Source organism: Pseudomonas sp. R3-57, from assembly GCF_051132065.1.
Taxonomy (GTDB): Bacteria; Pseudomonadota; Gammaproteobacteria; order Pseudomonadales; family Pseudomonadaceae; genus Aquipseudomonas.
The window spans coordinates 835,981-850,277 of the sequence record NZ_CP071655.1 but is presented as its reverse complement, the minus strand read 5'-3'; the positions used below and the strand labels follow the sequence as shown (position 1 = coordinate 850,277).

14 protein-coding genes are annotated in these 14,297 nt (G+C 61.5%); 5 read left to right on the top strand and 9 right to left on the bottom strand.

The window, feature by feature from the left end; genetic code table 11:
- Positions 1-50 precede the first annotated feature (50 nt).
- Complete coding sequence (locus J3P93_RS03935; RefSeq protein WP_434595251.1) at positions 51-830, bottom strand: YdcF family protein; 780 nt, start codon at positions 828-830, stop codon at positions 51-53.
- 104 nt (positions 831-934) lie between these two features.
- A complete protein-coding gene (locus J3P93_RS03930; protein WP_434595249.1) occupies positions 935-1,258 on the bottom strand; it encodes a hypothetical protein in 324 nt (107 codons plus the stop codon).
- Positions 1,259-1,512: 254 nt separating this feature from the next.
- On the opposite strand from J3P93_RS03930, the gene leuS reads away from it, so the two are divergent.
- The 5 genes from leuS to J3P93_RS03905 all read left to right on the top strand — a co-directional run bounded on the left by leuS (position 1,513) and on the right by J3P93_RS03905 (position 7,637).
- On the top strand, positions 1,513-4,119 hold the full coding sequence (leuS, locus tag J3P93_RS03925) for a leucine--tRNA ligase (protein WP_434595246.1): 2,607 nt from the start codon (positions 1,513-1,515) through the stop codon (positions 4,117-4,119).
- Positions 4,120-4,206: 87 nt separating this feature from the next.
- A complete protein-coding gene (gene lptE, locus J3P93_RS03920) occupies positions 4,207-4,812 on the top strand; it encodes an LPS assembly lipoprotein LptE (RefSeq protein WP_434595244.1) in 606 nt (201 codons plus the stop codon).
- A 39-nt stretch (positions 4,813-4,851) separates the two neighbouring features.
- Positions 4,852-5,889 carry a DNA polymerase III subunit delta gene (holA, locus tag J3P93_RS03915; RefSeq protein ID WP_434595240.1) on the top strand — a complete coding sequence of 346 codons (1,038 nt, stop codon included), beginning with the start codon at positions 4,852-4,854 and terminating at the stop codon, positions 5,887-5,889.
- 199 nt (positions 5,890-6,088) lie between these two features.
- Positions 6,089-6,253, top strand: coding sequence for an alternative ribosome rescue factor ArfA (arfA, locus tag J3P93_RS03910; protein WP_090286599.1), 165 nt, complete (start codon positions 6,089-6,091; stop codon positions 6,251-6,253).
- A gap of 61 nt (positions 6,254-6,314) precedes the next feature.
- On the top strand, positions 6,315-7,637 hold the full coding sequence (locus J3P93_RS03905) for a lytic murein transglycosylase (protein ID WP_434595237.1): 1,323 nt from the start codon (positions 6,315-6,317) through the stop codon (positions 7,635-7,637).
- A 134-nt stretch (positions 7,638-7,771) separates the two neighbouring features.
- Here the strand turns inward: J3P93_RS03905 and J3P93_RS03900 are convergent, their stop codons facing one another.
- The 7 genes from J3P93_RS03900 to mltB all read right to left on the bottom strand — a co-directional run bounded on the left by J3P93_RS03900 (position 7,772) and on the right by mltB (position 14,292).
- Positions 7,772-8,722 carry a S66 peptidase family protein gene (locus J3P93_RS03900; RefSeq protein WP_434595234.1) on the bottom strand — a complete coding sequence of 317 codons (951 nt, stop codon included), beginning with the start codon at positions 8,720-8,722 and terminating at the stop codon, positions 7,772-7,774.
- A gap of 172 nt (positions 8,723-8,894) precedes the next feature.
- Positions 8,895-9,893 carry a lipoyl synthase gene (gene lipA / locus J3P93_RS03895; protein ID WP_160768663.1) on the bottom strand — a complete coding sequence of 333 codons (999 nt, stop codon included), beginning with the start codon at positions 9,891-9,893 and terminating at the stop codon, positions 8,895-8,897.
- A gap of 25 nt (positions 9,894-9,918) precedes the next feature.
- Positions 9,919-10,566, bottom strand: coding sequence for a lipoyl(octanoyl) transferase LipB (lipB, locus tag J3P93_RS03890; RefSeq protein ID WP_434595232.1), 648 nt, complete (start codon positions 10,564-10,566; stop codon positions 9,919-9,921).
- Positions 10,566-10,841, bottom strand: coding sequence for a DUF493 domain-containing protein (locus tag J3P93_RS03885; protein WP_093098020.1), 276 nt, complete (start codon positions 10,839-10,841; stop codon positions 10,566-10,568). Before J3P93_RS03885 ends, lipB begins: the two co-directional genes overlap by 1 nt.
- Positions 10,842-10,927: 86 nt before the next feature.
- Complete coding sequence (locus J3P93_RS03880; RefSeq protein WP_434595229.1) at positions 10,928-12,085, bottom strand: D-alanyl-D-alanine carboxypeptidase family protein; 1,158 nt, start codon at positions 12,083-12,085, stop codon at positions 10,928-10,930.
- A 186-nt stretch (positions 12,086-12,271) separates the two neighbouring features.
- A complete protein-coding gene (locus J3P93_RS03875) occupies positions 12,272-13,282 on the bottom strand; it encodes a septal ring lytic transglycosylase RlpA family protein (protein ID WP_434595226.1) in 1,011 nt (336 codons plus the stop codon).
- Positions 13,282-14,292, bottom strand: a complete 1,011-nt coding sequence (gene mltB, locus J3P93_RS03870; RefSeq protein ID WP_434595224.1) for a lytic murein transglycosylase B — start codon at positions 14,290-14,292, stop codon at positions 13,282-13,284. Before mltB ends, J3P93_RS03875 begins: the two co-directional genes overlap by 1 nt.
- Positions 14,293-14,297 lie beyond the last annotated feature (5 nt).

Genomic DNA, 14,297 nt, shown 5'->3' with positions numbered 1-14,297 from the left:
TTCAAGGTGGGAGCGAGCCTGCTCGCGAAGAGGACATCAGCAGCAGCCGATCAATCGGGACTGGCATCACCTCGGTAAAACACCGAATACCCCACCTGCCCCACCGCCTCGTTCAGCAACTGCCCGCTCTGCCAGATCGATTTGAACTCCGGCAACCAGCCGCCAAACGGTCGGGCGTTGTCGGTGCCGAGAAAGCCGACCGGCGCCGGCACCACCTCGAATCCAGCCTGCTCGAAGCTCCACACCGCCCGCGGCATGTGCCAGGCCTGCGTGACTACAGCCACGCGTTTGATGCCCTGGGGCAGCAGTATATCGGCGCCGAATCTGGCGTTTTCCCAAGTGGTGCGGCTTTCACCTTCCTGCCAACGCACCGTCACCGCGAAATCGTCGCGCAGTGAATCCGCCATCAACTTCGCCTCGGTCGGCGGCGTACCGTAATGCAAGCCACCGCTGGTCAGGATCGGCAACCCAGAGGCTTTGGCAAGACGCGCCGCATAGCGCTGGCGCTCGAGCCCGACACCGGTCGGCTGGTCTTCACCCCACGCCAGATCGCCCCGCTCGCGACCGGAACCGAGTACGACAATCGCATCGGCCCGCTGCGCCAGCGTCGTCCACGCCTCGCGGGCCAGCGGCGGCTCGCGTTCCAGCGCCTTGGCGCCCCATTGCACGACCACCGGCAGGCTCATCAGCCACAGGCCGCCAAGGCCGAGCGCGAAACACACGCCAGCGAGCCGCGGCCGCGAACGGCGCAGCCACCAGGCGGCCAGCAACAGCAGCAAGAGAATGCCGGGCGGCAACAGTAATTGTTTGATCAGATAACGAAATGGCATCGGGCATCTCCACAGATGCCCGAAGCCTAAGAGTGTTGCTGATGCGTTACAACCAATAGGCTGGATCCCGTTGAAAAAGATCCGTGTCCTGACCTGCCATGCGTTTACCTGGCCCGCGACGAGCGAACCTTGACGGCGTCTTTGCCGGGTGCCCGGTCCTTGAGCCAGATGACCTTGGCCGAATGTGCTGCATCGAGCTGCTTGACTGCCTGTGACAGACAACCCTGCATTTCCCGCTCGCTGCGATCCAGATAAGCCTTGACCAGTTTGAACTCGGCGGGACTCAAGCCACGCAATTCCAGTTCCAGGGGGCGCTCATCGCGCAGCCGGTCAGCAGTTTTTACAGCGTCCAGGGCCATGCCCAGACGGTCGATCAACCTTTCGTACAACTCGGGTTTCGTCACGTTTTTCTGCCGTTGCTCCACCATCCCTCACCTCATTGAAGATAAGACTCACTCCCCACCTAGAGCTTAGCTTCACTGCACAAACCGGCTGCGCGCCGCGACAAACGGCCCTCGCCCCGAACCGGCCGGGCCAAACTGCTGAATCAGGGTTTCCCTAGGCCAAGCGCGGTCATGTATGCTACGGCGCTTCCTGTCATTCCACTTCCAGCGCATCCGGGCCACCCCGTCTGCCGCCGTCGAAGAGGATTAGGCCACCCCTATCCAGTACAAAAGTAGCCATGCACGAACAATATCAACCCCGTGAGATCGAAGCCGCCGCCCAGTCGTTCTGGGACGAGCAAAAGTCCTTTGAAGTCAGTGAACAGCCAGGCAAGGAAACCTACTACTGCCTGTCGATGTTCCCTTACCCCAGCGGCAAGCTACACATGGGGCACGTGCGCAACTACACCATCGGCGACGTGATTTCCCGCTACCAGCGCATGCTTGGCAAGAACGTCCTGCAACCGATGGGCTGGGACGCGTTCGGCATGCCGGCGGAAAACGCGGCGATGAAAAACAACGTCGCGCCGGCCAAGTGGACCTACGAAAACATCGCCTACATGAAGACCCAGCTGCGCAGCCTGGGTCTGGCGGTCGACTGGTCGCGCGAAGTCACCACCTGCAAGCCTGACTACTATCGCTGGGAACAATGGCTGTTCACGCGCCTGTTCGAAAAAGGCGTGATCTACCGCAAGAACGGGACCGTCAACTGGGACCCGATCGACCAGACTGTTCTCGCCAACGAGCAGGTGATCGACGGTCGCGGCTGGCGTTCCGGCGCGCTGATCGAAAAGCGCGAAATCCCGATGTACTACTTCAAGATCACCGCCTACGCCGATGAGCTGCTTGAAAGCCTCGACGAACTGGATGGCTGGCCGGAACAGGTCAAGACCATGCAGCGCAACTGGATCGGCAAGTCGCGCGGGATGGAAGTGCAGTTCCCGTACAACGTCGATTCGATCGGCGAAGCCGGCACCCTCAAAGTCTTCACCACCCGTCCGGACACCCTGATGGGCGCGACCTACGTCGCCGTGGCGGCCGAACACCCGCTGGCCACTCTGGCGGCAAAAAACAACCCTGAGCTGCAAGCGTTCATCGCTGAGTGCAAGGGCGGCAGCGTCGCCGAAGCCGACGTCGCCACGCAGGAGAAAAAAGGCCTGCCGACCGGCCTGTTCGTCGAGCACCCGCTGACCGGCGAAAAACTCTCGGTGTGGGTCGCCAACTATGTGCTGATGCACTACGGCGACGGCGCGGTCATGGCGGTACCGGCGCACGACGAGCGCGATTTCGAATTTGCCCACAAGTACAACCTGCCGGTGAAATCGGTGGTGCGTACCAGTTCCGGCGAAAGCAACCCGGCCCCGTGGCAAGATGCCTACGGCGAGCACGGCACGCTGATCAATTCCGGTGAGTTCGACGGCCTCGATTTCGCCGGCGCGTTCGACGCCATGGAAGTCGCCCTGATCAAGAAACAACTGGGCGCCTCGCGCACCCAGTTCCGCCTGCGCGACTGGGGCATCAGCCGCCAGCGCTACTGGGGCTGCCCGATTCCGATCATCCACTGCGAGACCTGCGGTGACGTGCCGGTGCCGGAAGATCGACTGCCGGTGGTCCTGCCAGAAGACGTGGTGCCGGACGGCGCCGGTTCGCCGCTGGCGCGCATGCCCGAGTTCTACGAGTGCAGCTGCCCGAAATGCGGCCAGCCTGCCAAGCGTGAAACCGACACCATGGACACCTTCGTCGAGTCGTCGTGGTACTACGCCCGCTACGCCTCGCCACACTTCACCGGTGGGCTGGTGGAAAAATCCGCGGCCGATCACTGGCTGCCGGTCGATCAGTACATCGGCGGCATCGAACACGCGATTCTGCACCTGCTCTATGCGCGTTTCTTCCACAAGCTGATGCGTGACGAAGGCCTGGTCAGCTCCAACGAGCCGTTCAAGAACCTGCTGACCCAAGGCATGGTGATCGCCGAAACCTACTATCGTCGCGAAGCCAACGGTGCCTACACCTGGTTCAACCCGGCGGACGTGGAACTGGAACGCGACAGCAAAGCCAAGGTCATCAGCGCCAAACTGAAATCCGACGGCTTGCCGGTGGAAATCGGTGGCACCGAGAAAATGGCCAAGTCGAAGAACAACGGCGTCGACCCACAGTCGATGATCGACCAGTTCGGCGCCGACACCTGCCGCCTGTTCATGATGTTCGCCTCGCCGCCTGACATGAGCGCGGAATGGTCGGACTCCGGCGTGGAAGGCTCGCACCGTTTCCTCAAGCGCGTCTGGCGCCTGGCGCAGGCTCATGTCACTCAGGGCCTGCCGGGCAAACTGGACATCGCCAGCCTGAACGACGAGCAGAAAGCCGTGCGCCGCGCGATTCACCTCGCGATCAAGCAGGCCAGCCACGACGTCGGCCAGAACCACAAATTCAACACCGCCATCGCTCAGGTAATGACGCTGATGAACGTGCTGGAAAAAGCCGCACAAGCCACCGAACAGGATCGCGCACTGATCCACGAAGGCCTCGAAGCCGTCACGTTGCTGCTGGCACCGATCACTCCGCACATCAGCCACGAGCTGTGGAGTCAGCTCGGTCACGCGGGTGCGGTGATCGACGCCGGCTGGCCGGCCGTGGATGAATCCGCGCTGGTGCAGGACAGCCTGACCCTGGTGATTCAGGTCAACGGCAAACTGCGCGGGCAGATTGAAATGCCGGCCAGCGCGACCCGCGAAGAAGTCGAAGCGGCCGCGCGTGCCAACGAAAACGTGCTGCGCTTCGTCGATGGCCTGACGATTCGCAAAGTGATCGTGGTGCCGGGGAAACTGGTCAATATCGTCGCCAGCTAATTGGATCGAGTGTCAGGTTCGCCTGACGCCGGATAAAACCTTTCGGGCCGCACGGTCGGCCCACCTGGTTTCAAGGGGAGCAACACAATGATCAAACGCAATCTGCTGGTGATAGGCCTCGCCGTTCTGTTGAGCGCCTGTGGCTTCCAGCTGCGCGGTACCGGCACCAACGAACTGTCGATCAAGGAACTCGATCTGAGCGCTCGCAACAGCTACGGCGAAACCGTGACGCAACTGCGTCAGTTGCTCGAGTCGAGCGGCGTCAAGGTTTACAGCGGTGCGCCGTACAAGCTGTTCCTGGCTGACGAGCAGGAAAGCCAGCGCATTCTCAGCTATGCCGGCGCAGGCCGGACCGGGGAATATCAGGTCAGCACGATCCTGAGCTACGAAATCCGTGGCGATAAGAACCTGCAATTGCTGAGCGACAAGCTGGAAGTACAAAAGGTGTTCATTCACGACGGCAACAACCTCGTCGGTTCCGATCAGGAAGCCAACGACGCCCGTCGCGAAACCCGCCGCGAGCTGGTGCAACGCATGATGCTGCGTCTGCAGCAATTGACGCCGGGCCAGTTGCAGCAACTGCAGCAAGCCGCCAACGACCGCGCCAAGGCTGAAGCCGATGCGCTGGAAGCGGCGCAAAAGGCTGAAGCGGAAACCCCGCGTCAGTCGCCGCTCGAAATACCGCAGCAGTAAGCTGTTCGGGGCGCTCAGGCGCCCCGATCGACTTTTCTTATGAAGCTCGCTCCCGCTCAACTCGGCAAACACCTGCAAGGCGCACTCGCGCCTGTTTATATCATCAGCGGCGATGACCCGCTGCTGTGCCAGGAGGCCGCCGACGCCATTCGCAGTGCTGCGCGCCAGCAAGGTTTCGACGAGCGCCAGGTGTTCGCCGCCGACGCCAATTTCGATTGGGGCACGTTGCTGCTGGCTGGCGCGAGCATGTCGCTGTTCGCCGAAAAGCGCCTGCTGGAACTGCGCCTGCCTTCGGGCAAGCCCGGTGACAAGGGCGCTGCCGCGCTCATCGAATATTGCTCACGCCCGGCTGAAGACACCGTGCTGCTGATCAGCCTGCCCAAGCTGGACGGCAGTGCGCAGAAGACCAAATGGGGCAAGGCCCTGGTTGAAGGCCAGCAGACCCAGTTCATTCAGATCTGGCCGGTGGATGCCAATCAGTTGCCGAGCTGGATTCGCCAGCGTCTGTCCCAGGCCGGCTTGTCGGCCAGTCAGGACGCTGTCGAACTGATCGCCGCGCGCGTGGAGGGTAACCTGCTCGCCGCCGCGCAGGAAATCGAAAAGCTCAAGCTGATGGCCGAAGGAGGCCAGATCACCGTCGAAACCGTGCAGGCCGCCGTGGCGGACAGTGCCCGCTTCGATGTATTCGGCCTGACCGACGCGGTGCTCAATGGCGAGCCGGCCCATGCGCTGCGCATGCTTGAGGGCTTGCGTGGCGAAGGGGTCGAACCGCCGGTGATTCTCTGGGCGCTGGCCCGTGAGTTGCGGCTGTTGGCCAACATCGCCTTGCAATACAGCCAGGGCACGCCGCTGGACAAGTGCTTCAGCCAGTCAAAACCGCCGGTCTGGGACAAGCGCAAGCCGTTGGTCAGCAAAGCCCTGCAACGCTACTCGGCGCAACGCTGGGCGCAGCTGTTGCTCGAAGCTCAGCGTATCGATGCGCAGATCAAAGGCCAGGCTGCGGGTTCGCCGTGGATGAGCCTGAGTCGACTGGCGTTGTTGATGGCCGGACAGCGGCTGACACTCCCCGCCGAGTAAGACCTTCAACCGCATAGCCCCCATTCGCGAGCAGGCTCGCTCCCACATTTGGCCGCGCTCTCTCAGTGGAACCCGGTCTACTGTGGGAGCGAGCCTGCTCGCGAAAGCGCCTTAACATTTGCATACAAGCGGTACTGGACAGACGCACAACATCGGCAGATTATTTCCCCCGCAAAACCCACCTCACCGAGAGATCCTCATGAGCAAAAAGCCAGCAAAGCATGGCCCCAACAAGGCCAAATCCATCGTCGCCCAGCCCTTGTTCCGCAGTCGTCAGGAACGACCCTCCAAGGGCAAAGGCAGCTACCGCCGCGAAGCCTTCCAGTCTGACAGCTGGGAGGCTTCTTACTTTCTGGCTGCCTGAAGCGCAGTACCCCTCGGTCATGTTAAGGTCTGCACCTGATTCGTATTCCCTGGAACCGTGCATGCCCTTCAGTCTTTCCAATCGTTGGCCTGTTCGCCAACTGATCGCTGCCTCCAGCTTCATTCTGCTTGTCGCCTGCGCGGAAAAACCCACCGCCGCCGATGCACAACCCCTGCAAGCCGCACCTGTCGCCACGGCCCCAGCGATCATCCCGCCGGTAGTGCCGTCCGCCGACCCTCTCGATCTGCAACCCACCCAGACTTTTGCCGAATGGCAAGCGGGATTCCGCAAGGATGCCCTGGCCGCCGGGATTCGCCCTGAGTTGTTCGATCGTGCGTTTGCCGATGTCAGCTTCGATGCCAGCGTGATTCGTGCCGACCGCAGTCAGCCGGAATTCTCCCGCCCGGTGTGGGAATACCTCGACGGCGCACTGTCGCCGCTGCGCGTGCGCAAAGGCCAGACGCTGGTCAATCAATACGCCGACATCCTGCGCGACATCGAACAACGCTATGGCGTTGATCGCCAGGCGCTGGTGTCGGTATGGGGCATGGAAAGCAACTTCGGCCAGTTCCAGGGCAGCAAGTCGGTGATCAACTCACTGGCCACCCTCGCCTACGAAGGCCGCCGCCCGGGCTTTGCCCACGCGCAACTGATTGCCGCGCTGCAAATCCTGCAACAGGGCGATATCACGCCGGATAAAATGCTCGGCTCCTGGGCTGGCGCCATGGGCCAGACCCAGTTCATTCCGACCACCTACAACACCCACGCCGTGGATTTTGACGGTGATGGCCGCCGCGACATCTGGGGCAGCCCCGCCGATGCGCTGGCTTCGACTGCGCATTATTTGCAGAGTTCGGGCTGGCAGCGTGGCCAACCGTGGGGCTTCGAAGTGCTATTGCCAAGCGCCTTCGATTACACCCTGGCCGACGGTGCGATTCGCAAAAGCGTCGCCGAATGGCGTCAGTTGGGCGTGAGCCTGCCGAACGGTGCGCAAGTGCCTGTCGGCTCTGAGCAACTGTCCGCCGCCCTGCTGCTGCCGGCCGGTTATCGCGGTCCGGCGTTCCTGATCCTCGACAACTTCCGGGCGATCCTCAAGTACAACAACTCATCGTCCTACGCCTTGGCGGTGAGCCTGCTGTCGGAGCGCTTCAATGGGGGTGGCTTGATCAACGGAACCTGGCCGAAAGACGACCTGCCGTTGAGCCGCACCGAGCGGATGGAACTGCAGACGTTGATGAGTGCGCGCAACTTCGACGCCGGCACGGCGGACGGGATCATCGGCGCCAACACGCGCAAAGCGATTCGCAGCGCGCAGCAGTCACTGGGCTGGCCGGCGGATGGTTATCCGACGCACAAGTTGCTGGAAAGCCTGCGCGCTCAATAGTGGCCAGGTTGTATGGCTGATGCCGCCATCGCGAGCAGGCTCGCTCTCCCACATTCGACCGCATTCTCCAGTTGAAACGCGGTCACTGTGGGAGCGAGCCTGCTCGCGAAGACCTACTGTCAGGCGACTAATGTCTAAGCCTTGATCACCACATCCTGCTCCAGCATCAACTCCTGCTTCCCAGCATCCAGGCGCACCAGCGCGCCCATCGGCAGCGTCAGGTTCGGGTCGCAATGCCCGCTGCGCCAGCCTGACAAAACCGGAATCCGCAACGGTTCGAAGGTCTGCTTGAGCAAGCGGTTCAGGGCCTGAATATCGACCCCCGCGACATCTCCCACCAACACCCCACGCAATTTCGCCAACTTGCCCGCCAGACGCATCTGCGTCAGCAAGCGGTCGATGCGATACAGCGGCTCGTTGATATCCTCGATCAGCAGGATCACCCCTTCGACATCGATTTCATAAGGCGTGCCCAACGTTGCGGCGATCATTGCCAGATTGCCGCCCAGCAGACGCCCGTGAGCGACGCCCGGCTCGACAGTGGTCAACGGATACGCCACTGGGTGGCTGAGCACATTTCCCGCCTTCGACTGCCCGCGCAACATGGCGAAGAACGAAGTGACGGTCGGCGGTTCCTTTTCGCCCAGCAAATCAGCATTGAGCAACGGCCCGTGAAAGGTCACGAAGCCGGCATAGCGACTGATCGCCAGGTGCAACGCGGTGATGTCGCTGTAGCCGACGAAGGGCTTGGCGTGGCGACTGAGCAAGTCGTAGTCGATCCGGTCAAGCAACCGCGGCGTGCCGTAACCGCCGCGCAGACAAATGATCGCGTCGACTTCGGGATCTGCGAATGCCGCGTGCAGATCACGCAGGCGCACGTCATCGCTACCGGCCAGATAGCCGTCCTTCTCGTAAACACCAGGAAACACCTTCAGCCCATAGCCACGGGCGCGCATCCATTGCAGCGCCTTTTCCGTGTCCAGAGCGCCAGGCCCGGCGGGCGCAATGACGCCGATAAGCCCTTCTGCCGGCAGTGCGGGCACGGCTCGGTGCGGGCAAAGCGTGTGAGTCGGTCGAATGGTCATCCTTGGATCTCTCTATGAATTCATGCACACACAGTAGTCAGGAACGCGGGCAAACAGAAGAGGGTCGACCCCGCCGCAAGTTGCAGGAAAAGTCAGCATCGGATGTGAGACGGGCAAAAAAATGCCCGCCGGGCGTTAAAACCTCGGCGGGCAATTTTCATTCAGCCCAGGATCAGGAACCCAGCAGCTCGGCCTTGACCAGCTTCGCTTGCTCATCGGCATGGTACGAAGAACGCACCAGCGGGCCCGAGGCGACGTTTTTGAAGCCCATCTTGTAACCTTCCTCGGCGAACCAGGCGAAGGTGTCCGGGTGCACGAAACGCTGCACGGGCAAGTGGCTGCGCGACGGTTGCAGGTACTGACCGAGGGTCAGCATGTCGATGTCGTGTTCGCGCATGCGCTTCATCACTTCGATGACTTCTTCGTCGGTTTCGCCAAGACCCAGCATCAGCCCGGACTTGGTCGGAATGTGCGGCATCATCTGCTTGAAGCGCTGCAGCAGGGTCAGCGACCACTGGTAATCCGAACCCGGACGCGCGGCCTTGTACAGACGCGGTACGGTTTCCAGGTTGTGGTTGAACACATCCGGCGGCTCGGCGGCGGTGATTTCCAGGGCGATGTCCATGCGGCCACGGTAGTCCGGTACCAGCGTCTCCAGCTGCACGTTCGGCGACAGCTTGCGGATTTCGCGAATGCAGTCGGCGAAGTGCTGCGCACCGCCGTCACGCAGGTCGTCACGGTCAACCGAGGTGATCACCACGTACTTGAGCTTGAGATCGGCGATGGCGATCGCCAGGCTTTCCGGCTCGTTGACGTCTAGTGGCTTCGGACGACCGTGGCCGACGTCGCAGAACGGGCAGCGACGGGTGCAGATGTCGCCCATGATCATGAACGTGGCAGTGCCGCCGGAGAAGCATTCACCGAGGTTCGGGCAGGAGGCTTCTTCGCAGACGCTGTGCAGCTTGTGCTTGCGCAGCAGGCTCTTGATCCGGTCGACTTCCGGCGACACCGGAATGCGCACACGAATCCAGTCGGGCTTCTTCGGCAGTTCGGTGGTCGGAATGATCTTCACCGGGATGCGTGCAACCTTCTCGGCGCCGCGCAGCTTGACGCCGGCTTCGACCTTGGGACGCGGGGCCGGGCGCTCGGTCACGTCGAGCGTCGGGATCATGGTTTGCACTGCATCAGTAGTCATATCAGTCGATTCCGCCCGTGAGGGTCGTCTGCTCAGCATAGTCGAGGTGTTTGACGAGCTGCGCACGCAGCCGGGCACTTACCTCGGCAAATTCAATCGATCCTGCGTGATCGCTCAGCTGGGTCATCGCCAGCCCGGCATAGCCGCAGGGATTAATCCGTCGAAACGGTTCCAGGTCCATATCCACGTTAAGGGCCAGGCCATGAAAGGAACAACCGTGGCGAATGCGCAAACCCAGAGACGCGATTTTTGCGCCCTCGACGTAAACGCCGGGAGCATCCGGCTTGGCCGCTGCGGTCACGCCGTAGCTGGCCAACAGGTCGATCAGGCACTGTTCCATGCGCGAGACCAGATCACGTACGCCGAAACCCAGCTTGCGTACATCCAGCAGCAGATACGCCACCAGTTGGCCGGGACCATGATAAGTCACTTGCCCGCCGCGATCGACCTGCACCACCGGGATATCTCCCGGCAGCAGCAGGTGTTCGGCCTTGCCGGCCTGGCCCTGGGTGAACACCGGCGGGTGCTCGACGAGCCAGATTTCGTCGGCGGCAGCGCTGCCGCGTTCGTTGGTGAAGCGCTGCATGGCATGCCAGACCGGCTCGTAAGCCATCCGGCCAAGTTCGCGAAAGCCCAGCGTGCCGGGCATCACAACACCATGTGCACGAAGCCGGTCGCCCGCAGTTCGCTGTTGATGTTGTACAGCTGATCCTGATCGGTGGCGACAATGTGCAGCTGAATGGTGGTGTACTTGCCAGTGCTGCTTTGACGCTCGTCGATGCGCTCATCGTTGATGGTCGCGTGTTTCTTGACGATTTCAATGATCTGGTCTTTGCGACCGACGCCCGTATCGCTGATCACCTTGACGGGATAATCCGTAACAGGGAATTCGATCTTTGGCGCCTTTACTTCGGTATCGGTCATGGCGTAACGGCCTCTTGAGCGCAAGCCGTGGTAACGCACATGGCCCCGCTCCGGATCGGGGCGGGGCCATGCAGGTCAACACAAAATCAGTTGAACAAGCCGTAGAAGAATAGGCGGATGCTATCCCACATGCGGCGGAAGATACCACCCTCTTCGACGCCATCCAGAGCGATCAGGTCAGCGCTGTGCACGACCTTGTCTTCCAGTTTGACTTCGACTTTACCGATCACGTCGCCCTTGGCGATAGGCGCGGTCAGTTGCGGGTTCATGGTCATGCTGGCAGCGAGCTTTTTCAGCTGGCCTTTTGGCAAGGTCATGGTCAGGTCTTGCGCCAGGCCGGCCTTGACCTGATTGGTGGTGCCTTTCCACACCGGCGCTTGCGCCAGTTCGGTGCCCTTCTGATAGAAGGTCTGGGTTTCGAAGAAGCGGAAGCCGTAAGTCAGCAGCTTCTGGGTTTCAGCCGCACGGGCCACTTCGCTGTTGGTACCGAATACCACGGCGATCAGACGCTGGCCATCACGTACCGCCGAAGACACCATGCAGTAGCCGGCTTCGTCGGTATGACCGGTTTTCAGACCGTCGACGGTCTTGTCGCGCCACAGCAGCAGGTTGCGGTTAGGCTGCTTGATGCCGTTCCAGAAGAACTCTTTCTGCGAGTAGATCGCGTAGTGAGCCGGGTCTTCGTGAATGATCGCGCGAGCCAGAGTCGCCATGTCGTGCGCCGAGGAGTAGTGCTCAGGGTTCGGCAGACCGGTCGGGTTCATGAAGTGGGTATTGGTCATGCCCAGTTCGGTAACCGTCTTGTTCATCAGGTCGGCGAAGGCATCTTCGCTACCGGCGATGTGCTCGGCCAGCGCGACGCTGGCGTCGTTGCCGGACTGGATGATGATGCCGTGCAGCAGGTCGCTGACGGTCACCTGCGAGCCGACCTTGATGAACATCCGCGAACCGCCGGTACGCCAGGCGTTTTCGCTGACGGTCACCGGATCGTTTTCACCGATCTGGCCGCGACGGATTTCCAGGGTCGCGATGTACGCGGTCATCAGCTTGGTCAGGCTGGCCGGTGGCAGACGCTGGTCGCCATTGTTCTCGACCAGCACGTTGCCGCTGCTGGCATCCATCAGAACGTAGGCCTTGGCGGCCAGTTGCGGTGGCGACGGCATCATCTCGACCGCAAAAGCGGCTGGCGAGAGGAGCAGCGGGACTAGCAGACACAGGCGTTTGGCAAAGGTGGTGATGTTCATCCGTCTCTCGAAATCGCTAATGGAAACTTGCCCGAGGGCAAAACTTGTTCAGACAGCCTTCTAACGGGCCATCGCGTGTTCAGTTGCTCACTCCAGTACCCTTGCCGGGCTTTTGTTCTTCGACGAGCCAACAACCTGGTCCACCCCCCGAATACCGCAAGTGAACCGTCAATCAAGGTCTACGTATTACTCGGTGACCACGCTGGGCGAACCCAGGTTGGCCAGACGCACGCTGTTCTGCACCTGGGCGATTTCACCCGGCGAGCCGATCGGCCCCAGGCGAACCCGATGCAGGGTCTGCTGATTGCGCACGATCGAGCTGATGAACACCGGAGCGCTCACCATCCCGCTGAGCTTCGACCTCAGCAGTTCGGCAGCGTCCGGGTTGGCGAACGCGCCCACCTGCAGATACTGGCCAGACGCTGTTGCAGAAGCGTTTTTTTTTGCGTCGATCTGCACCGGCACTACGGCCGCGGCGTGCTGCTGCGGCGGCGGGGTCCATTGCTCGACGGTGCCGGCCGAGGCCGTGATCACCGGAGCGCTGGTCTGCGCCACTTGCGGCTCGTTAAGCATCAGCGGCGCCGGACGACCCTTGGCGGCCCACCATTGCTGCGGATCGATGCCTTCGACCTTGACCCGCGCGGTGCCGGTTTCGGCATAACCGAGTTTCTTCGCCGCCGCGTAGGACAGATCGATGATGCGATCGGAATAGAACGGCCCGCGGTCGTTGACGCGCAGGATCACGGTCTTGTTGTTGTCCAGGTTGGTCACCCGAACGTAACTTGGCAGCGGTAGGGTCTTGTGTGCGGCACTCATGCCGTACAGGTCATAGACCTCGCCATTGGCGGTGTTCTGCCCGTGAAACTTGGTGCCGTACCAGGACGCCGTGCCGGAAGCGACGTAGGTCTTGGATTCCTGCAGCGGAAAGTAGGTTTTGCCCAGCACGGTGTAAGGGTTGGCCTTGTATGGCCCGGTGTGCAGGGTCGGCGTCGCATCCGGGATACGCGAAACATCGACGTCCCACCATGGCGCGCCGTCTTTGTGCGCGCGGTTGATGTCCAGGCCCGGTTGGGCGCGGACAGCGGTGGACGGAGCTTTCTGCGTCGGGGTATGGCTGGTCGTGCAACTGGCGACCAGAACTGCCAACGCAGCGAAAGCCACCAGCTTCAGGGGTTTATGGTTAGGCAATGCCTGCATTACTTGACGCCCCGTGCTTGTACCAGCTGTTCAGACAGTTGATGTACGGCCATGGCGTACATCACGCTGCGGTTATAACGCGTAATTGCGTAGAAATTCTTCAGGCCCATCCAGTATTCCGGGCCATTGTCGCCTTCGAGGCGAAATGCGGTAACCGGCATATCATCGCGCAGCGCATCATGACTTGACCAGCCCAGCGCCCGCAACTCTGCGACCGTTTTCGTCGGCTCGATACCGCTCGTCAAGCCTTCATCGACGTGCTCGCCGTCAACATCGGCGCGGCTGACCACCGGCTCGCCGGCAACCCAGCCGTGACGCTTGAAATAGCTGGCAACGCTGCCGATCGCATCGTCCGGGTTGTTCCAGATATTGATGTGGCCGTCACCGTCAAAATCCACCGCATAGGCGCGAAAGCTGCTCGGCATGAATTGCGGCAGGCCCATGGCCCCGGCGTAGGAGCCTTTGAGGGTTAATGGATCAACCTGCTCTTCACGCGCCAGCAGCAGAAACTCGCGCAACTCCTTGCGGAAAAACTCGGCACGGGGAGGATAGTCGAAACCGAGCGTCGACAACGCATCGATTACCCGGTAATTACCGGTATTACGTCCGAAAAAGGTCTCAACGCCGATGATCGATACGATGACTTGTGCCGGCACGCCGTATTCCTGCTCGGCACGCGCCAGGGTTGCCTCGTGCTGACGCCAGAAGTCGACACCACGGGCGATGCGCGCGTCGGTGATGAACATCGGGCGGTATTCGTTCCACTGCTTGACCCGCTCGGCAGGCCTGGAAATGGCATCGAGAATCGCCTGCTTGCGCTGCGCCTCACGGAACACCGCCATCAATTGCTCACCGGCGAAACCGTAGTCGCGGGTCATTTCACCGACGAATTCGGCCACCTGCGGCGAGCCTTCGTATTCGCCGGCCAGCGCTTCCTGGACGCTGCCCAGCAGGCCCATCAGGCCAACCAGCGGCGCGCATCGAGTCGCCCAGCCACGCATGACTTGCATTGAAC

Coding starts and splice junctions, on each gene's coding strand:
- J3P93_RS03935 (WP_434595251.1), bottom strand. CDS start 830: ATGCCATTTCGTTATCTGATCAAACAATTACTGTTGCCGCCCGGCATT.
- J3P93_RS03930 (WP_434595249.1), bottom strand. CDS start 1,258: ATGGTGGAGCAACGGCAGAAAAACGTGACGAAACCCGAGTTGTACGAA.
- leuS (WP_434595246.1), top strand. CDS start 1,513: ATGCACGAACAATATCAACCCCGTGAGATCGAAGCCGCCGCCCAGTCG.
- lptE (WP_434595244.1), top strand. CDS start 4,207: ATGATCAAACGCAATCTGCTGGTGATAGGCCTCGCCGTTCTGTTGAGC.
- holA (WP_434595240.1), top strand. CDS start 4,852: ATGAAGCTCGCTCCCGCTCAACTCGGCAAACACCTGCAAGGCGCACTC.
- arfA (WP_090286599.1), top strand. CDS start 6,089: ATGAGCAAAAAGCCAGCAAAGCATGGCCCCAACAAGGCCAAATCCATC.
- J3P93_RS03905 (WP_434595237.1), top strand. CDS start 6,315: ATGCCCTTCAGTCTTTCCAATCGTTGGCCTGTTCGCCAACTGATCGCT.
- J3P93_RS03900 (WP_434595234.1), bottom strand. CDS start 8,722: ATGACCATTCGACCGACTCACACGCTTTGCCCGCACCGAGCCGTGCCC.
- lipA (WP_160768663.1), bottom strand. CDS start 9,893: ATGATCCCGACGCTCGACGTGACCGAGCGCCCGGCCCCGCGTCCCAAG.
- lipB (WP_434595232.1), bottom strand. CDS start 10,566: ATGCCCGGCACGCTGGGCTTTCGCGAACTTGGCCGGATGGCTTACGAG.
- J3P93_RS03885 (WP_093098020.1), bottom strand. CDS start 10,841: ATGACCGATACCGAAGTAAAGGCGCCAAAGATCGAATTCCCTGTTACG.
- J3P93_RS03880 (WP_434595229.1), bottom strand. CDS start 12,085: ATGAACATCACCACCTTTGCCAAACGCCTGTGTCTGCTAGTCCCGCTG.
- J3P93_RS03875 (WP_434595226.1), bottom strand. CDS start 13,282: ATGCAGGCATTGCCTAACCATAAACCCCTGAAGCTGGTGGCTTTCGCT.
- mltB (WP_434595224.1), bottom strand. CDS start 14,292: ATGCAAGTCATGCGTGGCTGGGCGACTCGATGCGCGCCGCTGGTTGGC.